The sequence below is a fragment of the Vreelandella indica genome, from assembly GCF_037070225.1.
Lineage (GTDB): Bacteria > Pseudomonadota > Gammaproteobacteria > Pseudomonadales > Halomonadaceae > Vreelandella > Vreelandella arctica.
Window position 1 is genome coordinate 1 of record NZ_JBANSO010000025.1, and the last position, 26,576, is coordinate 26,576.

Consider the following 26,576-nt stretch of genomic DNA (forward strand, 5'->3'; position numbering starts at 1 on the left):
GTGTGTCTGAACGCCGGAAAGTGGTTAAAAAGTAGCCGATGTAAGTCGAGCCAGTAGGTGTTTAGCGGTGTTACAGCCTGAGTGCGGTACTGGCTGAGGTACTATGAGAAATCCAGGCTAGGTAGTTAAATACTCGATAGTTAAATACTAGATAGTTAAATACGGCCTGACTTAAGGCCATCTAGTTAAAAGCTATCAGTTAAACAGTGTTGACCATGGTAATCCAGGGAGGTAGAACATGGGCGATGTGGCTTTGAGTGAGGTTGCTAACATTAAAAGCATGCCGGACGAGAGCATGGTAGAAAATGACGAACAAGAGGGGCCTAGACTGAAAGAGGTTCCTTTTACCCATAACCAAGTAATCCCCCGGCACCATTTAAATCAAACTGTTACCGATCACCGTTATGACATTATCGATCGAAGCCATAACGATAAACTCGACTCTCCACAGCGCATTCTATTTGTTACCACTGAAATTACCGATTTCGTTAAGGTCGGCGGTCTGGGTGACGTCTCCTCGGCGCTTCCCCGCGCACTGGCAGCGCATCACGATGTACGGGTATTAATCCCCGCTTATCGGGAAATGGTTCAGTCCGATTATGACATCGTGATGGTTGGTCATTTGCCCGCTTTTGCAGGATTGCCAGCGTGTAATATTGGCCAGCTAACCTGCCGCGATGGGCTGATCGTTTATGTACTGCTCTGCCCAGAGCTTTATGAGCGTGAAGGCACTCCCTATGGCACCGGCTCTAGCGGTTATGGCGATGGTCAAGATGAAGGCTGGAAAGATAATGATATCCGCTTTGCTCGCCTGTCACGGGCAGCTGCCGATATCGCCTTGGGCAAGGCAAATCTCGATTGGCAGCCCCAGTTATTGCACCTCAACGATTGGGCCTGTGGCTTGGCACCGGCGTATTTGCACTGGCAAGGCCAAGGGCAACCCATCCCGACTGTTTTCACCATTCATAATCTGGCTTACCAGGGCGTGTTTGATGCCTCGCGCCTTGAGGTGCTCGGCATTCCTGACGAGGCATTTCATATTGATGGCGTCGAATACTATGGCGACATTTCCTTTATGAAAGCGGGAATCGTCTATGCCTCGCAAGTGACCACCGTTAGTGCGACCTATGCCCAGGAGATCACTACACCGAAATTCGGCTGTGGGCTCGACGGGCTTCTTCGCTGCAAAGCCGAACAAGGTTGCTTGAGCGGCATCCCCAATGGCATTGACGATTCCTGGGACCCACGCACCGATAGCCTTTTGATCCAAGCGTTCTCCTCTAACGATTGGCGCGGTAAGCGTGCCAATGCTGATTATGTGCGTCGTCACTTTGGGCTAACCCCCAGTCAAGGCCCCTTGTTTGCGGTGATATCACGCATGGTGCATCAGAAAGGCCTGGATCTGACCATCGAGGCCGCGAAGGCCATTGTCCATGCGGGCGGCCAAATCGTTTTTATGGGCTGCGGCGAACACCATGTCGAGGAAGCGCTACGTAAGCTGGCCATTCGTTTTCCTGGCGCCATCACTGCTTACATCGGTTTCGACGAGTATCAGGCTCGCTGCCTTTTCGCGGGAAGTGATTTTCTGTTGATGCCATCACGCTTCGAGCCATGCGGGCTAAGTCAGATGTATGCCCAGCGTTTCGGCTCCCTGCCGATCGCTCACCGCACCGGCGGCCTGGCCGATACGATTGAGGACGGCGTGACCGGCTTTTTGTTCGACGACATGCAGTTCGGCAGCTACATGCACGCCATTCAGCGCGCCTTTGCCGTGTACCGCTCAACCGATCTGTTCAATGCCATGCGCGGCGCTGCGATGGCGGGACGTTACCACTGGAAACAGTCAATCGTCCCCTACAGCAAGCTGTACCTGCAGGCCCTTGAGCAGGCAGGTAACGAGGCGTCCCTGGCCCAGTAAAAAGGTCCTGGTGAGAAGTGAGAACGCCCCTGTGAAAGCGACTGGTGAAAGAGGTGGCAAGCGATGTTTGAAAGGCCTCAGCTGCAAAAGAATAACTTTCAACCTGCCTTCGGCGCGCAGATCGTCAAGGAAGGTTTAACTCGGTTCGTGCTCTGGGCGCCAGGCGCTCGCCGGGTCGATGTAGAGGTTGAAGGACTGCCCAGTGTCACCATGGACCAGGCCGATGACGGCCGCGCAACGGCCGAAGTGGCTTGTGAGCACGATGCTCGCTACCGTTACCGAGTGTTCGACGATGAGAACGATGAGCAGGGCAGCCTCGTGCCCGACCCTGCCGCCCGTGCCCAGGCCGGTGATATCGACGGCCCCAGTGTGGTGATCGACCCCAACCACTACCAGTGGAAAAACACCGATTGGCAGGGGCGCCCGTGGCACGAAACCGTGCTTTACGAACTGCATGTCGGCACCCTGGGTGGCTTTAAAGGCGTGCGCCAACACCTGCCCTACCTGGCCGAACTGGGGGTCACTGCCATTGAGTTGATGCCGGTCTCAGAATTTCCCGGTGCGCGTAACTGGGGCTACGACGGCGTGCTGCCCTACGCGGTGGAAGCCTCCTACGGCAGCCCTGATGACATGAAAGCACTGATCGACGAGGCCCACTCCTACGGACTGATGGTGTTTCTCGATGTGGTCTACAACCACTTCGGCCCCGACGGCAACTATTTGGCTAACTATGCTGGCGCCTTCTTCCGTGAGGATTTGGTCACGCCCTGGGGGCCCTCCATCGACTTTCGCCAACCAATGGTACGCCGTTACTTCATCGATAACGCCTTGATGTGGCTAGAGGAGTACCACCTGGATGGCTTGCGCTTCGATGCTGTCCACGCCATTAGCGAGCAGGATTTCCTGGTCGAGTTGGCCGAAACAATACGCAACCGAATAGCCCCCGAGCGGCATATTCATCTGGTGCTGGAGAATGAAGGCAATACCGCCAGCCTACTCAACCAACAGCAGTTTACCGCTCAATGGAATGACGACTGGCACAACGTGATGCATGTCTTGCTGACCGGCGAGAAGGAAGGCTATTACAGCGATTTTGTCGATAACGCTACGCCCCGGCTGGCCCGCTGCCTCAGTGAAGGCTTTATATTTCAGGGCCATACATCGCGTCATGGGCATTCCCGAGGAGAGCCCAGCGCCCATCTGCCGCCGACGGCCTTTGTAGCGTTTCTCCAGAATCATGACCAGACCGGCAACCGCGCCCTTGGCGAGCGGTTAAATGTACTCACTGATGCCGATTCACTGGCAGCCGCCGAGGTTTTACTGCTGCTGTCACCCATGATCCCGCTGCTGTTCATGGGCGAAGAGTGGGGCTCCACCCGGCCCTTTCTATTCTTCACCGAACACAATGAGGAGCTCGCCCAAGCGGTTCGCGAAGGGCGGCGGGCAGAGTTTGCCGACTTTAGCGCTTTTCTTGACAAAAAGAGCCGCGAGCGCATACCCGACCCTAATGCGCTGACCACCTTCGAAGCCTCCATCCCCGACTTCGCCGCGAGGGAAACCTCTCCCTTTGCCGCCTGCTTGCAGCGCTATCGCACGCTATTAGCGCTGCGCCACCAGCATATTGTGCCGCGCCTGCCTGGCGCGGAAGCACTGGGGGCAAAAGTACTCGGCGACAAGGCCGTACTCGCCCGCTGGCGAATGAATGACGACACCCAACTGGTGATAGCACTCAATCTTGGGCAGCAGGCAGCCACCACGCCGGGATTGGGAGTAGGTCAACTGCTTTATGAAACCACCGAAGGGGCCGCAAAGGCCGCCGAGAGCGGCCGGATGCCAGCCCGTACCGCGGCTGCCTGGTTGCGTCACAACCCCGGTGACGAGGAGGTCAGTGCATGAAAGCGCCGTTGAAGGAACTCGCCGAAGCGGCCGGTTTACTGCTGGAGTGGGAAAATAGCGACGGCGAGCCCTGCCAATTGTCTGAGCAGGCTCAGCGTAACCTACTGGACGTACTCGGCTATTCAACGGCGAGTGAGTCCGCCATAGAGGAAGGCTTGCAACGCCTGAAACATCTCCATGCACCGGCAAGCCCTGCAGAATGGCCACCGCTGCTTACCGCCGACTGTGACACACCGATCACGCTGCCCTCGCCGTTGCCTCCCGGCACCGCGTTTACATTGCAGCTTGAGCAAGGCGGTTCTAAACAAGGTTACCTCGACGATAATGGTGCGGTGCCCAGCGTTACCGAGATCGGCTATCACCAGTTGCAGATAGCCGATACCGAACTGACCCTGGCCGTCGCGCCACACCAGTGTTATTCGCTTAGTGACGCCAGCGGTGAGACCACACCACGGCTATGGGGCTTGGCAGCGCAGCTTTACGCCTTGCGGCGCCCCGGTGACGGCGGTATCGGCGACACCTTGGCGCTGGAACAGTGCGTTTTGCATGCCGCCGAGCAAGGCGCGGATGCCCTGGCGATTAGCCCGACCCATGCCATGTTCAGCGCCGACCCTGAGCGCTATAGCCCCTACTCCCCCTCCACACGGCTACTCTATAACGTGCTTTACAGCGCTGCGGAAACCCTGCTGGGTGACGCCAGCGTTCATGGCGCTCAGGCCCGTAATGGGCTGCAAGCTGAGCTGCGACGCCTGGAAGCCGATGACTACCTCGACTGGCCCGAGGCAGCACGCGCCAAGCTCTCCTGGCTGCGTTATCTCTACGATGACTTCATGGCGCGTGAAGATGATGAAGCAAAAGCCCTACACCGAGAGATGCAGGCATTTCGCCGTGCGGGTGGTGCCTTGCTGGAAGATCATTGCCGCTTCGAAGCGCTGCAAAGAGAACTCGGCCCCGGCGACTGGCGAGAATGGCCCGCGGAGCTACGCGACCCCGCCAGCCCTAAACTCGCTCACTTCGCCGAAACCCGCGCCGATGAAATAGGTTTTCATGCTTTCTTGCAGTGGATAACCGCTGAGGGACTATCCCGTGCCCAGCGCGTCGCCCGTGAGAGTGGTATGGCGATTGGGTTGATCGCTGATCTGGCGGTAGGGGCAGATGCTGGAGGCAGCCAAACCTGGAGCCGCCCAACGGATATGCTGGAAGGCGTCTCAATCGGCGCCCCACCCGACCTGTTTAATGCCCGTGGCCAGGACTGGGGCCTCGCCGCCTTTTCACCCGACGGCCTGAAGCGTTCAGGCTTTCGTAGTTTTATCGATATGCTGCGCAGTGCCTTCGCCCACGCCGGCGGGGTGCGGATCGATCATATCCTTGGCTTGTTGCGACTATGGCTCATTCCCCGTGGCGCACCGCCCACTGAAGGCGGTTATCTCCGCTACCCGCTAGACGACATGCTGCGCCTGGTGGCACTGGAGTCCTGGCGACACCGCGGCATCGTGATTGGTGAAGACCTGGGCACCGTCGCCCCCGGCTTTCGAGAACGCCTTACCGCACGCGGCATATTAGGCATGCAGGTGCTGTGGTTCGAGCAGGACGAGGCGCATAACTTCCTTGCCGCCTGCGATTGGAACCCACATGCCATGGCAACCTCCTCAACCCATGACCTGCCCACCGTGGCGGGCTGGTGGGCAGGGCGCGATATTGAATGGCGCAGCCGCTTGGGGCTGCTCAAGGAAACGCAAAGTGCTGAAAGTGAACAGCTAGCCAGGCGCAAGGAACGGGCCAAACTCGCCGCTACGCTGGGCTTACTGGGTGTAAAGCCGACGACCGAGACACTAGAAGCGGCCGATATACCCGCCTCGCAGGTACTCGATGCGTGTGCGCGCCACTTAGCTGCCACGCCCGCGCCGTTACTCCTGCTCCCAGTTGAAGACGCCCTGGGACTTGAGGAGCAAGCCAACTTACCAAACACGGTGGATGAGCACCCTAATTGGCGTCGGCGCTGGGCATATGATGCCAATGATCTACTGACATCGGATGAGGTTCGTCACCGGCTCGTGGCGCTGACGCGTGCACGCAAAGACTCCTCCTCTGGCAAACCATCACGATCCGCCCTATCTGGGAAATCGACTCATGAATGAAATCCTCGCAACTGTGCGGTTGCAGTTTCACCGCGACTTTACCTTAGAGGATGCCGAACACTGGGTAGACTATTACGCCAGCCTGGGGGTGAGTCATATCTACGCCTCACCGCTACAGGCATCACGTGCCGGTTCGCCCCATGGTTACGATGGCATCGACCCGACAAGCATCGACCCCGAGTTAGGCGGCGAGGCGGCGCTGGAGCGCTTAGTGTCGCGGCTTCGCTCGCGCGGCATGGGGCTAATCCTGGATATTGTCCCCAACCACCTAGCGGTGGGTGGCTCACAAAACCAGTGGTGGCAGGACGTGCTGGCCTGGGGGAAGGATAGCCCCTATGCCGACTTCTTCGATATCGACTGGGGCGCTGCTGATATCAACCACGCCGCCCCCTCGCTTGTCGGAAAGCTGCTTGTGCCGTTCTTGGGTGACCCTTACGCCGAAATCCTGCATTCGGGTGAATTAGAACTGAGCTACGACGCCGATAAGGCAGGCTTCCATGTGGATTATCACGAGCACCGCTTTCCCATCGACCCCCGTCATTACGGCGACATACTACGCTTTGCTGAGCACAACGTGCTGCACGAACAGGCGGCCTTTTTCGATGCCCTGCAGCAACGCGAAGACGCCTATACCGCCGCTGACGAGGCGCGTTACCAGCTAAGCAAGGTGATGGAATCCCCCGCTGCCCGGCAGTCACTTGACGCTGTTCTGCCCCTGTTTGACGGTGCACACCCCAACGGTGCCATTCGCCTGCATAACTTACTTGAACGCCAGCATTACCGCCTGGCGTGGTGGCGCACCGCCTCTGATGAGATCAACTGGCGGCGCTTCTTCGATGTCACCGAACTGGGCGGGCTACGCGTTGAAGTGCCGGAAGTGTTCGAGGCCGTTCATGCCCTGCCGTTACGTTTGGTCGAAGCGGGCTGGGTAGACGGCTTACGGGTCGATCACGTTGATGGGCTTGCCGACCCACGCGGTTATTGCCTAAAGCTTCGCCAGCGCCTGGATGCCTTGCAAGCCAAGCGACCGACCGATGTGCCTCGCCACATCGCTCTCTATGTAGAAAAGATTTTGGGTGATGGCGAAACGTTGCATGACGACTGGGGCGTGGACGGCACCAGCGGTTATGAGTTTATGAACGAGGTCTCAGGCATACAGCACGACCCAGCCAGCGCCGCACCACTGCGCAAGCTTTGGCAGGAAATCAGTGGCCGAGACATTGATTTTTCAACCGAGGTACGGCTGGCCAGGCGCGAGATACTGACCTCACTACTAGCCAGCGAATTCAATGCCTGTGCCAACGCCCTGCATGCCGTTGCCCGCGCCCAGCTTGCCAGCCGTGATATTACCCTGGCGGCCATCAGCCGGGCACTGGAAGCGTTAATCGTTCACTTCCCCATTTACCGCAGCTATGCCGACGAGGCCGGACGCCCCGAAGCCGATGCTCCTTTTTTCGCTCAGGCGATGCGCGGGGCTCGGCAAGCGCTAAATCCGCCAGACATTGCAGTGCTCGAAGCGTTAGAGCGCTGGCTGGGCGGCGAAGCGCCTCGTGACATCGCAAAGGATGACGAGCGCCGACTGCGCCAGCGCGCCATCGTACGCTTCCAGCAGCTCACCTCGCCGGTGGCGGCCAAGGCAGTGGAAGATACCGCGGGGTATCGCAGCGCCGTATTGATCTCGCGAAACGATGTGGGCTTCGATGGCGAGCACTTCAGCCATTCTCCCAAACACTTTCACGAAGCGAATGCCCGGCGTGCCCGCCAATTCCCCCGCAACATGGTGACCACCGCCACCCACGACCACAAGCGAGGCGAAGATGTTCGCGCGCGATTAGCAGCACTCAGCGAGCACGCCACCCACTTTGCGACGCATGTTGAGCATTGGCGGCGGTTAGCCGCTCCGCTGCGCCGGTCGTTGCCCAACGGGGTTGCTCCCTCACCGGGCGATGAACTGATTCTCTACCAAATTTTACTAGGGGCCTGGGCACCAACGCTTGACCCGCTGGACAACGACGAGATGCAAACGTTTACCCAGCGACTCGCTCAGTGGCAGCAAAAAGCCCTGCGCGAAGCCAAGTTACGCAGCCATTGGCTATGGCCAGATGATACTTATGAGTCCGCTTCACAAGCGTTCCTTGAGGACTTACTGACCACACCGCCCCTGCGCGATTCCATTGCAGCGGCGGCACGCACTATTGATCTACCGGGCGCCCTCAATGGCCTCGTACAAACGGTACTTCGCCTGACCGTACCCGGCGTACCTGACCTCTACCAAGGTGGCGAATTCTGGGATTACAGCTTGGTCGATCCTGATAACCGCCGCCCCGTCGACCATGCCGCGCGTCAAGCAGCGCTTGAAGCGGCCCTAACGTCTACAGAGGCACTATTAACCTGGCGGGATGGACGAATAAAGCAAGCGCTCATCGCCCGGTTACTGGCGTTGCGCCATCGTCATCCACGGCTATTTACCCACGGTGATTATCATCCTATCTCGGCAACCGGTGAGCATGCTGACCATGTGGTGGCATTTACCCGGCGCTACGCTGGCTACCGATTGTTGGTGGTAGTACCCCGGCTGACGACAGCGCTACTAGGCAACGCTGAGCTACCGCATATTCCCCCGACGCACTGGGGAGATACTTTGCTACAGCCAGATGCTGGCGTTTGGCAGGGGATTTTGACCGCGTCTTCGCTGGAGATAGGCGACCACGGACTTCCTATTGCCTCCTTGCTGGCGGAACTACCCGTCGGTGTCTACCTGCGCGACGACGACACGGAGAGCAGTGGCGCTTGGGTTACTTCTAGATGACTTCCACACCCTGTCACATCGAAAACGAGCGTCGAAAACGAATTGTGACATAGCACATAGGATGAGCTGACATGACTGACGAAGAACGCGTGCGTCAACTGGCCTACAGCATCTGGGAAGCTGAAGGACGCCCCGAAGGCCAACAGCAACGCCATTGGGATAGGGCATTAAAGATCGTTGCCGCTGAGCAAACAGCCGGTAACGACGCCGATTTGGAAGAAGTCGGTGAGCCGCTGGACGAAACACCTATCTTGGAGGAGGACTTGCCGCTAGAGGATGACGAGGTAGGCATCCAGGAGAACCGTTTACCGCTGGAAGACCCGGACGGCGACCCCGACTTCGATGAAGCTCCCTTTCGCGACGACACCTTAGTCGGGCAGGACGTGCCGGTACAGGATCGTGGCCATCCGCCCCCGGCGCCCACCGCCCCCGACGCTACAGCGAGTTCAATGGAACCGCTGCCTGAGGACTCCGCCACGGTGGCGCGTACCCGCCGCCCGCGGCGTAGCAGCGACCCGCTGGCCGCTAGCAAAGAGACGAGCACAGCTAAGACAGCTAACACATCTAAGAAAGCAGGTAAGACGGCAACGGCTAAAAAGACAGACGCCAAGACAACGAAAAAAGCGACGCCACAGGCGAAGAAAACCAATACGCCTAAGACAAGCGACCCCGAGAGTTAAAAGCTGTTTTTAAAAACGGTCGTTAAAAAACGCTTGTTAACAAACAGACGTTAAAACGTTAGCTAACACCCAAGTGCCCGAATGGCCCAAGGATGAATGCAATGAATACAAGCCACGCCTCGCGGGACAGCGATAAGTCCGTTGCCGCCGACGAAACCCCAAGCGTTATGCGGCAGACACGTGTTCACGAAGGATCATCGTTTCCTTTAGGGGCGACCTGGGATGGGCTAGGCGTTAATTTCGCGCTGTTCTCGGCGAATGCCACGAGGGTTGAACTATGCCTGTTTGATGAAACCGGCGAACAGGAGTTGGCACGTGTAGAGCTGCCCGAATATACCGATGAAGTTTGGCATGGCTACCTACCCGACGCCCGCCCCGGCCAACTGTATGGTTACCGTGTACACGGCCCTTACGCCCCCGAGGAAGGCCACCGCTTCAACCCCAACAAGCTGCTGCTCGACCCTTACGCCAAGCAGATTGTGGGTGACCTGCAATGGGATGAAGCACTGTTTGGTTACACCATCGGCCATCCCGACGGTGATCTAAGTTTCGATGAGCGGGACAGTGCACCATTTATGCCGCGTTGCCGCGTGATCGACCCGGCCTTTACCTGGGGTCGCTCCCGGGATGTGCAGTTGCCTTGGGATCACACCATTGTTTATGAGACCCATGTTCGTGGGTATACCATGCGCCATCCATCGGTACCAGAAGCGCTACGTGGCACCTTTGCCGGGCTGATGGTCAACGATGTGGTTGACTATATTCACTCCCTTGGCGTGTCGTCGGTTGAGTTATTGCCGATCCACGCCTTCGTAGATGATCAGCGCCTGTTAGAGCAAGGGCTGCGCAATTACTGGGGCTACAACACGCTCGGTTTTTTCGCCCCCCATTCGCGCTATATCTCTGGCGAAAGCATCAATGAATTTAAAGAGCTAGTGGCGCGTTACCATGCCGCCGACCTGGAGGTCATTCTCGACGTGGTCTACAACCACACGGCCGAAGGTAACGAGTTAGGCCCCACCCTTTCGCTTAAAGGCATCGACAACGCCTCTTACTACCGGCTGATGCCCGAAGAGCCGCGCTACTACATCGACGATACCGGCACGGGTAATACTCTTAATCTTAGCCATCAGCGTGTGCTGCAAATGGTCACCGACTCGCTGCGCTATTGGGCCACAGAAATGCGCGTCGACGGTTTCCGCTTTGATTTGGCGACCATTCTTGGCCGCGAACCCCACGGCTTCGACGAGGGGGGCGGCTTTCTCGACTCCTGCCGACAGGACCCTATTCTCAGCCAAGTTAAACTCATTGCCGAACCCTGGGACTGCGGCCCCGGCGGCTATCAAGTCGGTGGCTTCCCTCCTGGCTGGGCAGAGTGGAATGACCGCTACCGAGACACGGTACGCGCTTTCTGGCGCGGCGATGAAGGGCAGTTACCGGAGCTTGCAACTCGGCTAATGGCATCGGCTGATTTCTTTAAGCGTCGCGGACGGCGGCCATTCGCCTCGGTTAACTTCATCACTGCCCACGACGGCTACACCCTTTTTGATCTGGTGGCCTACAACGATAAGCATAACGAGGCGAACGGCGAGGACAATATGGATGGCCATGACCACAATTTATCGTGGAACCATGGCGTCGAAGGCCCTACTGACGATGAGGATATCCAGGCATTACGGCTGCGTCAGATCCGTAATTTTATCGCCACCACGCTGCTCTCCCAAGGCACGCCGATGCTGCTGGCGGGCGACGAACTATTGCGCACCCAGCAAGGCAACAATAACGCGTACTGCCAGGATAACGAGATCAGTTGGGTGGACTGGAACCTCGACGGTGACGCCCACGCCATGATCGAGTACCTGCGGCGCGTGATCGCACTTCGGATGCGTTACCCCATCCTGCGGCGAGGTCGCTTCCTTTCAGGTGAATACAACGAAGAAATGGGGCTCAAGGAAGTGACATGGCTGGCCCCGGATGGCGCCGAAATGGATGTTGAGCGCTGGGAAGATACCGAGGCGCGCACACTCGGTCTTTTACTCGATGGTCGCGCGCAGCCTTCCGGCATACGCCGTGCGGGGGCCGATGTCACCTTGCTGCTAATTTTCAATGCGCACCACGAGGCCGTCGCTTTTCAACTACCGGCCGCCCCAAGCGGTAGCGGATGGTTATGCCGCCTCGACACTAGCCAAACCTGCGAGGAAGCCCCGTTCCAGCGCGCCTTTGGTGAAGAACATAGGATGGAAGGTCGTTCACTGGCCCTGCTAGAGCTAGTACAGCACAGCGAAGGCGCCGTTACCTAGATATAAGGCGGCGCGGATACCTTCGCTGTCGTTTTCGCGCTGCAAGGAGAAGCATGCGATGAGTTCACCTGTCTATCCCACGTCCGGGGCTTTCCCGGCACAGAGTCAACACCAGAACCATGGCCTAGCGGCCACCCATGCCCCGCGCATTGCCATTGAAGCCGTCACCCCCTCCCTGGATCAGGGGCGCTTTGCGACCAAAGCCATCGTTAATGAAACGGTGATGGTGAAAGCCACCATCTTCGCCGATGGTCACGATGTGCTGGCAGCCGCAATCTGCTGGCACGACGATGAGGGGCAGCAACAGCGCGCGCCCATGAGCCAGGTCGAGCCCCTTGGCCTGGATGTATGGGAAGGGAGTTTCACGCCTCTCCGGGTGGGCCGCCATGGTTTTATTATTGAAGCCTGGTGGGATGTGTATGCCACTTATCACTACGAACTTGCCAAGAAACACCAGGCGGGGGTTCCCATCGGGCTCGAACTGGAAGAAGGCAGACAACTGGTGGAACAAGCCGCCGAGCGTAGCGAAGGAACGCTTTATGAATCACTGTCTGATCTCCTTGAGCAATTTCGGCTAGCGCAGAATGATGCAGACCGCGTCGCGCTGCTATTAGATGATGAAACCACTAGATTGATGCACGAAGCGGATACTCGTCCGCACCTAACCAGAAGCGACGCCCTCTATCCGCTCGAAGTCGAACGGCTTAAAGCGCGTTTTGCCAGCTGGTACGAACTGTTCCCCCGCTCGGAAACCGACGATCCCAATCGCCACGGCACGTTCAAAGATGTGCACAGGCGGCTACCGTTAATCCGCGACATGGGCTTTGACGTACTCTATTTTCCGCCTATCCATCCCATCGGTCGGGCGTATCGCAAAGGGCCTAACAACAGCCTTGAAGCCGGGCCGAACGACCCAGGCAGCCCTTACGCCATTGGTAGCGAAGAAGGCGGACATGACGCCATCCATCCTGAACTTGGCACCCGCGAAGATTTCCGCGATCTGGTGTGTGTCGCGGCGGATCATGGCCTAGAGATAGCGCTCGATTTTGCCATTCAGTGTTCACCGGATCACCCCTGGCTAAAGGAGCACCCCGGCTGGTTCTCCTGGCGGCCCGACGGCTCAATTCGCTATGCAGAGAACCCGCCCAAGAAATATCAGGATATTGTTAACGTCGATTTCTACGCCGCAGAGGCGATTCCCTCGCTGTGGCTTGAACTGCGTAATGTGGTTCAAGGCTGGGTCGATGAAGGGGTAAAGATATTTCGTGTAGATAACCCACACACCAAACCGCTGCCCTTTTGGGAATGGTTAATTGCCGATATTCGCCAACGTGACCCTGATGTGATTTTCCTGGCCGAAGCGTTTACCCGCCCGGCCATGATGCTGCGCCTGGGCAAGCTGGGTTTCACTCAAAGCTATACCTACTTTACCTGGCGCCATACCAAGGCCGAAATAACCCAGTACTTCACGCAACTCAATGAATCGCCCCTGCGTGACGGCTATCGGCCCAACTTTTTTGTCAACACACCGGATATCAATCCCTACTTTCTGCAATCGTCTGGGCGGGCAGGTTTCCTGATTCGCACGGCGCTTGCCACCATGGGTTCAGGATTGTGGGGCATGTACTCCGGCTTTGAACTCTGCGAAGGCGCACCGGTACCCGGCAAGGAGGAGTACCTCAATTCAGAGAAATACCAGATTCGCCTGCGCGACTATAGCGCGCCCGGCAACATCATCTATGAGATCGCCCAGCTCAACCGAATCCGGCGCGAGAATCCGGCGCTGCATAGCCATCTTGGGCTGACTTTCCATGCGGTACACAACGACCGTTTATTGCTCTTCACCAAGCGCACCGAGCAAAGCGACGAGGCCATCTTGGTCGCGGTCAACCTTGACCCGTTTGAGCCTCAGGAGGGCGCCTTTGAGTTGCCCATGGCGCTATTCGAACTTCCCGACGAAGCGGCACTGCATGTGGAGGATCTCATGAGTGGCCGTCAATGGACTTGGCATGGCAAATGGCAATCGATGCGCTTAGACCCCACCGTTATGCCGTTCGCCATTTGGCGTATTCGCCCGGTTCACTAGCTACCGGTTTACTAACTCCCGGTTTATTAATAACGGTATTGGCTTGGAAGCCGCTAGTTCATGTCAATTTTGACCTAATGATCAAAGCAGAGAGGGTAAGCCAATGATGGATGCCAGCAGCGAAACACACGCCGTCGAGGCGATGGATTTCCTCGATGACCCACTCTGGTACAAAGACGCAGTGATTTACCAGGTACACGTGAAGGCCTTCTTCGATGCCAACGACGACGGTATCGGCGATTTCGAAGGTTTGATTCAGAAGCTCGACTATATCGTCAGCCTGGGTGTTAACACGATTTGGATTTTACCGTTCTACCCCTCGCCGCGTCGCGACGATGGTTACGATATTGCTGAATACACCAGCGTTAGCCCCGATTACGGCACGCTTGATGACGCCAAGCGCTTCATCCAGGAGGCCCACCAGCGCGGACTGCGCGTGATTACCGAACTGGTCATCAACCATACGTCTGACCAGCACGAGTGGTTTCAACGCGCCAGACAGGCGCCAGCAGGATCACCAGAACGCGACTTCTATGTCTGGTCGGACACCGACCAAAAGTACCCCGGCACACGGATCATCTTTCTCGACACCGAATCCTCCAACTGGACCTGGGACCCGGTGGCTGGCGCCTACTACTGGCATCGTTTCTACTCCCACCAGCCGGATCTCAACTTCGACAATCCTGTGGTACTCGACGAGATTCTCAAGGTCATGGAGTACTGGCTCGATATGGGGGTGGATGGCCTGCGCCTGGACGCCATACCGTATCTGGTTGAGCGCGAAGGCACCAACAACGAAAACCTGCCCGAAACCCACGTGGTACTCAAGAAGATCCGAGCGGTGCTCGACGAGCGCTACCCCGACCGCATGCTGCTCGCCGAAGCCAACCAGTGGCCCGAGGATACCCGGCCCTACTTCGGCGACGGCGACGAGTGTCACATGGCGTTCCATTTTCCTTTGATGCCGCGCATGTATATGGCTCTCGCCCAGGAAGACCGCTTCCCAATTACCGATATTCTACGTCAGACGCCTGAAATACCGGCCACTTGCCAGTGGGCGATCTTTTTGCGTAACCACGACGAACTGACCCTTGAAATGGTCACCGATAAGGAGCGCGACTACCTCTGGAATCACTACGCCTCTGACCGCCGCGCGCGGATTAACTTAGGCATTCGCCGTCGGCTAGCGCCGCTGCTTGAACGCGACCGGCGGCGTATTGAGCTGCTTAACAGCCTGCTGCTCTCCATGCCGGGCACGCCGGTGCTCTATTACGGTGACGAGATTGGTATGGGTGACAATATCTATCTTGGCGACCGTGACGGCGTGCGCACGCCGATGCAGTGGTCGGTGGATCGCAACGGCGGCTTCTCCCGGGCCGACCCAGCCAAACTGGTGCTGCCGCCCATTATGGATCCGCTCTACGGCTATCAAACGGTGAATGTGGAAGCGCAAATTCGTGACTCGCACTCACTGCTTAGCAATATGCGGCGGCTACTCGCAGTACGCAGCCAGCACCGTGCTTTCAGCCGTGGCACCATGCGCCCACTCTACCCCTCCAATCGGCATATTCTCGCCTACCTACGCGAGATGACACTCGATAATGGCGAGACAGAAACACTGCTGTGCGTGGCCAATGTGGCCAGCACTGCCCAGGCGGTGGAGCTCGATCTTTCCGCATTTGCCGGTCAGGTGCCGGTAGAAATGGTCGGCGGAAGCGCTTTTCCACCGGTGGGTAAACTGGCGTACCTGCTGACGCTGCCTCCCTACGGTTTTTTCTGGTTCTTGCTGGCCCCGGCTACCGCCATGCCGGAGTGGCATGTTCCTGTACCAGAGCCCATGCCGGATTTCGTCACGCTGATTATCAAAAAACGCCTTGAGGAGATTTTTGAGGAGACGCCCAGACGGCTACTCGAACGTGAAACGCTGCCCAGCTACCTGCCCAAGCGACGCTGGTTTGCTGCCAAGCAGTCCCGTATCGAACACGTCCACCTACACCCCACCGGCCGTCTTGAGCACAGCGGGCACTCACTGCTGTTTAGCGAACTGGAGGTCAAACATGGCCAAGGTAGCGAGCGCTACCAACTGCCGCTGGCTTTCCTGGGCGAAGACGAGCAAAGCAATCCGCTACCCCAACAGCTCGCCATGGCACGGGTGCGTCGTTTCCACGAAGTCGGGCTGCTCACCGATGCAGTCACCCTGGATGCCTTTACGCTGGCGGTACTAGAAAACATGCGCCTAGGCACTGTGCTGCCTTATGAGAAAGGAGAAATCCATTTCTTGCTCACCGCCGCCTTCGCCGAACTGACGCTTCCCGAGCACCCCGAGGTAGTGCAACAGAGTGCCGAGCAGTCCAATAGCTCGGTGATCATCAATCATCAATTAGTGCTCAAGCTGTTCCGACGCTTGGAGCCGGGCATTCACCCCGAAGCAGAGATCGGCAGCTACCTGACTGAGCGGGGCTTTATGCATACCGTGCCCCTGTACGGCGTGGTAACCCGGCTTGAACAGGGCTCCACGCAGACGCTCATGATTCTGCAAGGCTTCATCGACAACCAGGGCGATGCCTGGTCATGGACGCGCAATAAGCTGGAACGTGCCATTCGTGAAGCGGTGGCGGACGACGAACGCGCAAGCGAGCCAAAAGCCGAATCCCGCTACGGCGCCTTCGAGGAGTTGGAAGAATTTTCCACCACCTTAGGACGCCGGCTGGGTGAGCTGCATATGGTGCTGGCGATGCCCAGCGACGACCCAGCATTCGCGCCCGAAGTCGCCGGGTCATCCCATGTACAGCACTGGACGCAACGCGTGACGCAGCGTGTTGAGGAAGCGCTAAACGTGCTGGAGCAACACAAGAATACTGCCAACGAAGCCGAACAGCGGCTTGCCGACATCATTTTGGCTCGCCGCGCCAAGTTGATAGATGCCATCAAAAAGATGGCGGAACTTGCCCAAGGCAGCCTGCTCACCCGTATTCATGGTGATTTACATCTCGGCCAAGTTCTAGTGGCTCATGATGATGCCTACATCATCGATTTTGAAGGCGAACCGGCCCGACCCCTGGAAGAGCGTCGCGCAAAAGATAGCCCGCTGCGCGATGTGGCTGGCATGTTGCGCTCCTTCGACTATGCCTATGCCAAGGTGGAGGAAGCCCGGCCCGGCGACAATGAAGGCGCCGATACACATACCGACACTAGCCATTCGGTGGTGGAGCAGTATCTGCTTAAAGGCCGCCAAGCCTTTCTCAACGCTTATTGGCTGGCCACCATGGAAATACCCCACGAGTGGAAGCAAGCCAGCGGAGCCGCCGCGGCGGTGGACCTGTTCGTGCTCGAAAAGACAGCTTACGAAATTGCCTACGAAGCCGCCAACCGCCCCGAATGGTTGGGTGTGCCGCTGCACGGCTTAGCTGCCCTCATCGAACAACTCAACCCAGGAGAGCCACATGAATAATGTTGTTCACACCCGACCCCTTCTGGATCGCAGCTTGTGGTTGACTGAGGAAGACGCCAGTGCACTAGCGCAAGGAACCCATCGCGATCCCTTCGCCATTCTTGGCATTCACAGTGATGGCAAAGGACAGTTTTTGCGCGTATTCCTACCCGGCGCGGTAGGGGTTGATGTTCTCGACCGCGACGGCGGCAATGTGCGTTGCTGCCTCACGAGCATGCAAATTCCTGGTCTATTCGCCGCCCGGCTGCCGCATGCGGCTCCCTATCTGCTGCGTATTCGCTGGCCCCAAGGCGAACAGCTAACCGAGGACCCGTATAGCTTCGGCCTGCTGCTGGGCGAAATGGATCTTTACCTGCTGGGCGAAGGCAATCATCGACAGCTGGGGCACTGCCTGGGTGCCCAGCCCATGACAATAGATGGCGTCAACGGCGTGCGCTTTGCGGTCTGGGCGCCGAATGCCCAACGTGTTTCCGTGGTCGGTAATTTCAATAGCTGGGACGGCAGACGACACATAATGCGCCTGCGCATCGCTGCTGGGGTGTGGGAGTTATTCGTACCGCGCCTTGGTCCTGGGGAGGCGTACAAATATGAGGTGGTCGAAGCCCACGGTGCAATTGGCCTGCGTGCCGACCCGGTCGCTTTAGCCACCGAAGCACCGCCCTCTACCGCCTCGGTGGTAGCCGACACCACGCCCTTTACCTGGCATGACGACGCATGGATCGCCCAGCGGCAAAAAATCCATGACCCGACCCACCCAATAAGCATTTATGAAGTGCACGCCGCCTCCTGGCGCAAGCATGGCGGCGACAACGGCGAAATCTATAGCTGGCGTGAACTGGCCGAGCAATTGATTCCCTATGTGTTGGAGATGGGGTTCACCCACGTTGAGCTCTTGCCCATCATGGAGCATCCCTTCGGCGGCTCCTGGGGTTACCAGCCGCTGAGCCAGTTTGCGCCTAGCGCCCGCTTCGGTAAACCTGCCGACTTTGCCTACTTCGTTGATGAGTGCCATCGCGCAGGGCTGGGCGTCATTCTCGACTGGGTGCCGGCCCACTTTCCCACCGACCCCCACGGTTTGGCACGCTTTGATGGCACCGCTCTGTACGAATATGAGCATCCTTTTGAGGGGTTCCATCAAGATTGGGACACCTATATCTATAACCTGGGAAGGCGCGAAGTACATGGCTTTATGCTCGCCTCGGCACTGCACTGGCTGCGGCATTTCCATGTCGATGCACTGCGTGTCGATGCCGTTGCCTCAATGCTCTATCGCAACTACTCCCGTAACGAAGGCGAATGGATTCCCAACCGCTTTGGCGGTCACGAAAACCTGGAAACCATCGACTTCCTGCGCCACCTCAATGACGTCATCAGTGAGGAAGTCCCCGGCACCATCGTTATTGCCGAGGAGTCAACTGCTTGGCCGGGTGTCACCCAGCCGACCAAGGAGGGCGGGCTGGGCTTTGCCTATAAATGGAACATGGGTTGGATGCACGACACACTGGAATACATCGCCAAGGACCCGGTATATCGCAACTACTCGCATCACGATATGACCTTTCCGATGGTCTACGCTTTCTCTGAGCACTACGTGTTGCCGATTTCTCACGACGAAGTAGTCCACGGCAAGGGGTCGCTGATCGGTAAGATGCCCGGCGATGAGTGGCAGAAGTTCGCCAATCTCCGCGCCTATCTTGCCATCATGTGGTCGCAACCCGGTAAGAAGCTGCTGTTTATGGGCTGCGAGTTCGGTCAGTGGCGGGAGTGGAGCCACGACCGTGAGCTGGATTGGTCCCTGCTCGCCGAAGCCCGGCATGCCGGTGTCCACCGTTTGCTGAGCGACCTTAACCGCTGCTACACCGAGTTACCCGCCCTGCACCAATGCGATAGCGAACCACGGGGGTTTACCTGGGTGGTGGGCAACGACAACACCAATAGCGTTTTTGCCTGGCTACGCTGGAGTGCCACCGGTGAGCCGTTGCTGGTGGTTGCCAATATGACCCCAATTCCACGTATGGGTTATCGGCTGGGCGTGCCGCTAACTGGGGGGTGGGAAGAGTGCCTTAACAGTGACGCGGAGTGCTATGGCGGTTCCAACATGGGCAACCTGGGTCGGCTAACCGCCGAAGACTCCCCCCTACATGGGCAAATCGCCAGCCTGGAGTTGACGCTACCGCCACTCGCGGTATTGCTGCTACGTCCGGCCGGCATGCCCAACACTGACTGAGGTGCTCAGCCCAAACACGACCTAAACCTGGTGGCAGTATAAGAATATGCACGAATTTAATATTGGATTATTAGTCGTTGCAGCTAGCGCCTTATTGCTAGGGCTATTATCAACACCGCTGAAGCGCGTCGGCTTGCCCGACTCCGTCAGCTTGCTGCTGGTCGGGGTGGTGTTGGGGCCTACCGGATTTGGGCTTCTTGACCCAGCGCAGTGGGGGAATGAAATGGCCATTTTAGAGCAAGTGGCCCGTCTAGCCCTCGCCATTGGTTTGATGGGTATCGCGCTGCGGCTCCCCAAATCCTATATTTTTCACCATTGGCGATCGCTCTGCGTGTTATTGCTGGTGAGCATGCCGGTCATGTGGCTGTGCAGCAGCGTTATAACCGGCTGGGCTCTTGGTCTGCCATTAGGAGCGGCGTTACTCATCGGTGCTGTGATTACCCCCACAGACCCGGTGGTTGCCTCTACCCTGGTGACCGGCCCCGTTGCTAAAGAGAACCTCCCCGCTTATCTACGCCATATCATTTCGAGTGAATCGGGCGCCAACGATGGGCTGACGTTCATCTTTGTCATGTTTGCTGTGTTTTTGCTGACGTTACCGGCGAATCAATCAACAACCGTACACATGCTAGGGATTATAGGAGGCGATATTTTAGCGGCCCTTATGTTGGGGGCCATCATCGGTTACACGGTAGGCTTTGCAATGCGCAAGGCTGAAGAAAAAAACACTATCGACCAACCGTCGATGCTAATGGTAACCACAGCGCTTGCGCTCACCACCCTTGCCGCGGTGAAGCTAATGGGCAGCAATGGAATACTCGCTGTATTCGTAGCAGGGCTAGCATTTGATCAACAAGCCAACGCTTCAGAACGGCAGGAGGAAGAAAGAGTGGTGGAAGGCGTGGACCGCTTTTTCACCTCTCCGATTTTCGTCTTGCTCGGTTTAATGATCCCCTGGCAAGCATGGCTCTCCTTGGGGTGGCCAGCCCTGCTGCTGGTGATTGGTGTGCTTTTCCTGCGCCGCTTACCCATTCTGTTATTAGTAGGTGGCCGTATTAGGGATCTTCCCAGCAAGTTAGATGGCAGTTTCTCAGGCTGGTTTGGGCCGATTGGGGTCGCCGCGCTTTACTATGCGGCATTGGCTCATCATAAAACCGATGTTGCTGAACTCTGGCCCGTGGTGAGCTTGCTGGTAGTGTCGTCCATCTTGGTTCACGGGCTGACCGCCATGCCGTTTTCGCATCTTTATAGGCGAATGAAGGGATCCAGTGCTTCATCGTAAGAGTGCTCTCAGCGTTCTATTCGCTACTGGTTCTTTGGTTAACGCCATAGGCCACCTGGAGCGCTTTCGCATATCGGGATCAGCGTCTACTTTTAGGTGGCAAGATTAGGGTTTGCAGGTAGCAGACCAAGAGCATCATTAAGCAAAGGGAATGCGTGCAAACACCTATTACTCCTAGGTGTTACCGCTCAAGGACGAAAGGTGAAATATGGCAGGTGCCAGCAGTATGTTGATCGCGCTCGCGGCCTTCTTCTGGGGTATTTCAGGGGGAATCGCAGGCATTCTTTTAGACGGCGGCTGGGATGCCTCTGTCGTCTCTTTTTATCGTGGTTTTGTAGGGCTTCTCTGCGCGCTGGCGTGGCTTCTACTGCAACGCAGCCATAGCGGCTTAGCTAGTCGACAGCTGTGGTTCTGGTCGGTGGTGGCGGGCCTTGGCGTAGCGGGCAACTTCACTTTCTATTTCATCAGTATTGATCATGGCAGCGTGGCGGTCGCGGCTACCTTGATGTACTGCGCCCCAGTATTTGTTTATCTGATCTCCTTTGCCCTTAAGCTTGAGCGCCCCACCGCTGCCAAGTGGCTAGCCATCGTGCTAGTAATGGTGGGTGTGGTGCTGTTAACCAAACTGTATGCCATTAGTGCTAGCGGCCTCTCGTTGATGGGCGTAGCTACCGGGCTGCTTGCCGGACTCTCTTATGCGGCCTTCATTTTTGGCTTTAAATACGCTGCACCCCATGGCAGCCCCCAGGCAATACTGACGATCGCCTTCGCGGTACTGGCCATCATGCTCGTTGTGCCAAGCGATACGGGGCAGATTGTGAGCGTCCTGGGCTCATCGGATTGGCCTCTATTTGTAACACTCGGCCTCTTGGGTGCAGGCGTGTCTTTTGTGCTGTATATCGCGGGGATAAAACGTACAACGCCAGCGCTCGCCTCCATGGTGGCCATGGTCGAACCAATCACGGCCACCCTATTTGGGGTCGCCGTGTTAAATGAAAGCTTGGGTGTTATTCAGATAGTCGGTGTGGGACTGATCCTGGTGACCGTCACCGCACTGAGCGTTACATCGAGCTAGGCATAGCTTTTCACAAGTGTTCTTTGTAAGCACTCTTTGCAAGCGCCTATCCATTGGTTCGTTAGATCTTCTCGGCAATACGGTGGGCTAATTTATGAATAAAGGGTCCGCTGATAAACGCGATGATCCCTGCGGCTGGCCACGCCAACAGCCATGCATGCATCCAGATACCGACAAAGTCAGCATGCGTACCAATATTCACATAGGTCACCCAGGCGGACATAATCAGCGACAGCGTAAACGACATGAGAATTGCGAAGATAATTCTATGTTTCATAGAAAGTCCTTAACTACCGTTGTACGTACATCAAAGCTATTCCGCTGGTGCCGTCGCACCAGCAGAGATGAGCTGTCATTGATCTTGGTTAACGCTTAATTACCCGCTTTCGCCGCCCGAGCAGCGTGGAGCTTCTTGTAGCTATCGATCAGGCGCTGGTGGCGCTCAAGGCCCTCTAACTGCATGTTAGTCGGCGTTAGGCCATGGAAGCGTACTTCGCCACTCACCGAGCCCACGACGGCCGCCATGGTTTCCTCGCCAAACATGCGCTGGAAGCTATGTAGATAATCGTTTAGCTCCAGCTCGTCATCCAGCACAATTTCCAGCACCGCGCTCACTGCTTGATAGAACAGGCCGCGCTCGACGGTGTTGTCATTGTACTGGAGGAACATCTGCACACAGTCCAGCGCCTCTTCATGACGCTGCAGCGCCAGATAGACCAACAGCTTCAGTTCCAGAATCGTCAGCTGACCCCAGACGGTGTTCTCGTCAAACTCAATGCCGATCAGGGTAATAATGTCGGCATGGTCATCCATCTGGCTCTCTTCCAGCCGCTCGACCAGATCAGTGAGCTGATCGTCGTCGAGGCGGTGCAGGTTGAGAATATCTTCGCGGTAATCCAACGCCTTATTAGTGTTATCCCAGATCAGATCTTCGATGGGATATACCTCGGAGTAGCCCGGTACCAGAATACGGCACACCGGTGCGCCCAGGTCTTCGTGTACCGCCATGTACACTTCAGCGCCCAACTCTTCAAAGATGCCAAATAGCGTCTCGGCCTCTTCATCATTGCTGCCAGAGAAGTCCCATTCGCTGAACTCGAAGTCAGGCTTGGCACTAAAGAAACGCCAGGAGACCACGCCGACCGAGTCGATGAAGTGCTCCACGAAGTTGTTCGGCTCAGAGACTGTCTGCGAATTGAAGGTGGGCAGCGGCAGGTCGTTCAGGCCTTCGAAGCTGCGGCCCTGCAGCAGCTCAGTCAAGCTGCGCTCCAGTGCCACTTCAAAGCTCGGGTGGGCACCAAAGGAGGCAAACACGCCGCCGGTGCGCGGGTTCATCAATGTGACACACATCACTGGGAACTGCCCACCCATGGAGGCATCTTTTACCAGCACCGGGAAGCCCTGTGCTTCCAGGGCGTTAATGCCTTCGACGATACTCGGGTACTTGGCTAACACCTCCTGCGGCACATCCGGCAGGGTTAATTCCTGCTCGAGGATTTCACGTTTCACCGCCCGCTCAAAAATTTCTGACAGGCACTGCACCTGGGCTTCTACCAGAGTATTCCCTGCACTCATACCGTTACTAAGAAACAGGTTTTCGATCAGATTGGAGGGGAAATAGACCGCTTCGCCGTCGGATTGGCGTACAAACGGCAGCGATACAATACCCCGGTCTTCACGGCCGGAGTTGGTATCAATCAGGTTGGAGCCGCACAGCTCGCCTTCCGGGTTGTAAATGGCCAGGCAGTGCTCGTCGAGAATTTCTGCGGGCAGCTCGTCGTTCGGGCCCGGCTTGAACCACTTCTCATTGGGGTAGTGAACAAATTCACTGTTGGCAATCTCTTCACCCAAAAACTGGTCGTTATAGAAAAAGTTGCAGCTCAGGCGTTCGATAAACTCGCCCAGCGCCGAACAAAGCGCACTCTCTTTGGTCGCGCCTTTGCCGTTGGTAAAGCACATCGGTGAGGCCGCATCGCGAATATGCAGCGACCAAACGTGAGGCACGATATTGCGCCAGGAGGCGATCTCAATCTTCATGCCCAGGTCAGCCAGGATCGCACTCATATTGGCGATGGTCTGCTCCAGCGGCAGGTCTTTACCCTCGATATAGGTGCTGCTGCCTTCCGGTGCGCCCATAAGCAGCGCTTGGGCATCTTCGTCTATGTTCTCTACCGTCTCGATCTGAAAGTCGGGACCAGTTTGCACCACTTTCTTCACCGTGCAGCGGTCAATGGAGCGCAGAATGCCCTGGCGATCTTTTTCAGAAATATCTTCCGGCAACTCGACCTGAATTTTGAAGATCTGCTTATATCGGTCTTCCGGGTCAACGATATTGTTCTGGGAAAGACGGATATTCTCAGTGGGAATGTCTCGAGCGTTGCAGTAAACCTTTACGAAGTAGGCCGCGCACATGGCAGACGACGCCAGGAAGTAGTCAAACGGCCCTGGTGCCGAGCCGTCGCCTTTGTAGCGAATTGGCTGGTCGGAGATAACCGTAAAATCGTCGAACTTGGCCTCCAGGCGGAGGTTGTCGAGATAGTTAACTTTGATTTCCATGAGCGGGCATCCGGAGCAATGAGTGTGCCTAACAGTTGGCAGTAGGCGAATTGCGGCCCATTATCCAGTTTTTTGCCCGCTTCGTCTTGGTCAGTCGCCTCCCGAATCGCCTATCCAGCGTCGAGAAGAAACGGCAACGCTTCATCCAGCAGTATTTCGGGAATCTCTTCAGCTATATAGTGGCCGCAAGGGAGTGTTTTGCCTTTTACATCGGTGGCGACTTTTTGCCATTCACTGAGTGCATCGAAGCAAGCTTCAATGGCGCCTTCAGCGCCCCACATCACTTTTATCGGACAGGTGAGCTTAATGCCCGCGTCGATATCGGCCTGATCATGCTCCAAATCGATGGAGGCACTGGCGCGGTAGTCGCCACAAATACCGGTGGCGGTGCCTGGGAGCGACAGGCAGCGCTCGTATTCGGCCAGCGCTTCTGGGAAGAAAGGCGCCATACCGGCACTACGGGCACCCATTACGCTTTTCAGATACTGGGCGGGGTCGCTCTGGATCAGCATCTCCGGCAACGGCTGAGGGCGAATCAGAAAGAACCAGTGCCAGTAGCTGCGCGCAAAGGCCTCGGTGGTACCGCGATACATGGCCAGCGTGGGGGCGATATCTAACAGCACCATACGGTCTACTCGCTCAGCATGGTCCACGCCTAAACGATGGGCGACTCGCGCCCCACGATCATGGGCCAGCACTTTAAAACGTTCAAAGCCCAGCGCGCTCATTAGCTCTGCCATATCGGCAGCCATGGCGCGCTTGGCGTAATTTAGGTGCTCATGATCGTCGTCGGGTTTACTGCTGTCGCCGTAACCGCGCAGGTCGGCTGCGATAACGGTGAAATGCTGGGCAAGCTCTTCTGCCACTTTGTGCCAAATGACGTGGGTCTGTGGGTGGCCGTGGAGCAGAAGAAGTGCCGGGCCGCTGCCGCCCATTCGAAACGTAATGTCGACACCGTTAACGTGACGTGTCTGTTTTTCAAACCCTTTAAACATGGTGAGCTCCTGACTTATGTCATGACGAATCAATTCAGCCTGCGCTGATATTACGCAGCAGAGTTCTTTTTAATAAAACAACATCCGGGCATGATGGTGCCACTTATCGTTAACGAGAGAACTACTATGAAAGCGTTCGCCTTTACTCAAAGCCTGCCTATTGATCATCCTGATGCGCTGCAAGCCATTGAGCTCCCCTTACCCACGCCTGACGCCCACGACATTCGCGTTGCAGTTAGCGCGATTTCCGTAAACCCTGTTGATGCCAAAGTGCGCAACAGTGCCCTGCCAGAAACCGGCGAACCCCGCGTGTTGGGTTACGACGCAGTGGGCATTGTGGACGCCGTTGGTAGCGCCGTTACCCGTTTTCAGCCGGGCGACCGAGTGTGGTACGCGGGCAATATTGCTCGTCAGGGCTCTAACGCTGAGTTTCAACTGGTCGATGAGCGCATCGCCAGCCTAGCGCCGAAAAGCCTTTCTGACACTGAAGCCGCTGCGCTTCCACTAACCGCCATTACCGCTTGGGAACTGCTGTTTGACCGGCTAGAGCTGGGCATGCGTGATACCCAAGGCAAAAGCCTATTGGTGATTGGCGCCGCGGGAGGCGTTGGCTCGATCCTGGTGCAACTTGCTAAACAACTCACCGATATTACCGTGATTGGTACGGCGTCTCGGCCCGAAAGCCAAGCCTGGGTGAAGTCGCTAGGCGCTGATGCCGTGATTAATCATCACCAGCCGCTTGATCAAGAGCTTAAAGCAGGGGGCTTTGACGGCGTGGATATGGTAATTAGCCTTAACCAGACCGATCATCACTTTGAGGCCATTATTGAAGCCCTCAAGCCCCAGGGTAAGCTTGCCCTGATTGATGACCCTGAGCTGATCGATGTGCGTAAGCTCAAAATGAAAAGCCTGTCGCTGCATTGGGAACTGATGTTTACCCGCCCGCTGTTCGCGACGGATGATCTCGCCAAGCAGCATGACCTGCTTACCAAAGTAGCGGCTATGGTCGATGATGGTCGCCTAAAAACGACTCTAGGCGAGGTATTGGGCCCGATTAACGCCGAGAATTTAAAGCGCGCACATGCTCTGATTGAGAGCAACCGCACGATTGGCAAACTGGTCTTGGAAGGCTTTTAATACGCGCTCAACGTCACGTCCATCGC

The 26,576-nt window shown here is 56.9% G+C and carries 15 protein-coding genes; 12 read left to right on the forward strand and 3 right to left on the reverse strand.

Annotated features, from left to right (window positions below):
• Positions 1-238 precede the first annotated feature (238 nt).
• From glgA to V8L71_RS16065, 11 genes are all read left to right on the forward strand, one after another.
• The gene (glgA, locus tag V8L71_RS16015; RefSeq protein ID WP_336274737.1) at positions 239-1,918 is read left to right on the forward strand and encodes a glycogen synthase GlgA; all 1,680 of its coding nucleotides are present in this window, start codon (positions 239-241) and stop codon (positions 1,916-1,918) included.
• Positions 1,919-1,981: 63 nt separating this feature from the next.
• Positions 1,982-3,814, forward strand: coding sequence for a malto-oligosyltrehalose trehalohydrolase (gene treZ, locus V8L71_RS16020; protein ID WP_336274738.1), 1,833 nt, complete (start codon positions 1,982-1,984; stop codon positions 3,812-3,814).
• Complete coding sequence (gene malQ, locus V8L71_RS16025; RefSeq protein ID WP_336274739.1) at positions 3,811-5,952, forward strand: 4-alpha-glucanotransferase; 2,142 nt, start codon at positions 3,811-3,813, stop codon at positions 5,950-5,952. The genes treZ and malQ overlap by 4 nt, the downstream gene beginning before the upstream one ends.
• On the forward strand, positions 5,945-8,761 hold the full coding sequence (gene treY, locus V8L71_RS16030; RefSeq protein ID WP_336274740.1) for a malto-oligosyltrehalose synthase: 2,817 nt from the start codon (positions 5,945-5,947) through the stop codon (positions 8,759-8,761). The genes malQ and treY overlap by 8 nt, the downstream gene beginning before the upstream one ends.
• 71 nt (positions 8,762-8,832) lie before the next feature.
• Entirely contained in the window at positions 8,833-9,441 is a 609-nt protein-coding gene (locus V8L71_RS16035) for a DUF2934 domain-containing protein (protein WP_336274741.1), read from the forward strand.
• A 101-nt stretch (positions 9,442-9,542) separates the two neighbouring features.
• Positions 9,543-11,741: a glycogen debranching protein GlgX gene (gene glgX, locus V8L71_RS16040; protein WP_336274742.1), complete on the forward strand. Its 2,199-nt coding sequence runs from the start codon at positions 9,543-9,545 to the stop codon at positions 11,739-11,741.
• A 58-nt stretch (positions 11,742-11,799) separates the two neighbouring features.
• The gene (locus tag V8L71_RS16045) at positions 11,800-13,827 is read left to right on the forward strand and encodes an alpha-1,4-glucan--maltose-1-phosphate maltosyltransferase (protein WP_336274743.1); all 2,028 of its coding nucleotides are present in this window, start codon (positions 11,800-11,802) and stop codon (positions 13,825-13,827) included.
• A 103-nt stretch (positions 13,828-13,930) separates the two neighbouring features.
• On the forward strand, positions 13,931-17,278 hold the full coding sequence (gene treS, locus V8L71_RS16050; protein WP_336274744.1) for a maltose alpha-D-glucosyltransferase: 3,348 nt from the start codon (positions 13,931-13,933) through the stop codon (positions 17,276-17,278).
• Positions 17,271-19,505: a 1,4-alpha-glucan branching protein GlgB gene (gene glgB / locus V8L71_RS16055; RefSeq protein ID WP_336274745.1), complete on the forward strand. Its 2,235-nt coding sequence runs from the start codon at positions 17,271-17,273 to the stop codon at positions 19,503-19,505. Before treS ends, glgB begins: the two co-directional genes overlap by 8 nt.
• Positions 19,506-19,551: 46 nt before the next feature.
• Positions 19,552-20,787, forward strand: a complete 1,236-nt coding sequence (locus V8L71_RS16060) for a cation:proton antiporter domain-containing protein (protein WP_336274746.1) — start codon at positions 19,552-19,554, stop codon at positions 20,785-20,787.
• Positions 20,788-20,995: 208 nt separating this feature from the next.
• Positions 20,996-21,862 (forward strand): DMT family transporter, encoded by an 867-nt coding sequence (locus V8L71_RS16065; RefSeq protein WP_336274747.1) that lies wholly within the window; start codon positions 20,996-20,998, stop codon positions 21,860-21,862.
• 61 nt (positions 21,863-21,923) lie between these two features.
• On the opposite strand, the gene V8L71_RS16070 is transcribed toward V8L71_RS16065, so the two are convergent.
• From V8L71_RS16070 to V8L71_RS16080, 3 genes are all read right to left on the reverse strand, one after another.
• Entirely contained in the window at positions 21,924-22,139 is a 216-nt protein-coding gene (locus tag V8L71_RS16070) for a DUF2798 domain-containing protein (protein WP_280104383.1), read from the reverse strand.
• Positions 22,140-22,234: 95 nt separating this feature from the next.
• Positions 22,235-24,418: an OsmC domain/YcaO domain-containing protein gene (locus V8L71_RS16075; RefSeq protein ID WP_336274748.1), complete on the reverse strand. Its 2,184-nt coding sequence runs from the start codon at positions 24,416-24,418 to the stop codon at positions 22,235-22,237.
• Between the two features lie 110 nt (positions 24,419-24,528).
• A complete protein-coding gene (locus V8L71_RS16080; RefSeq protein WP_336274749.1) occupies positions 24,529-25,413 on the reverse strand; it encodes an alpha/beta fold hydrolase in 885 nt (294 codons plus the stop codon).
• A gap of 126 nt (positions 25,414-25,539) precedes the next feature.
• On the opposite strand from V8L71_RS16080, the gene V8L71_RS16085 reads away from it, so the two are divergent.
• Entirely contained in the window at positions 25,540-26,550 is a 1,011-nt protein-coding gene (locus V8L71_RS16085; RefSeq protein WP_336274750.1) for a zinc-binding alcohol dehydrogenase family protein, read from the forward strand.
• The last annotated feature ends 26 nt before the right edge of the window (positions 26,551-26,576 follow it).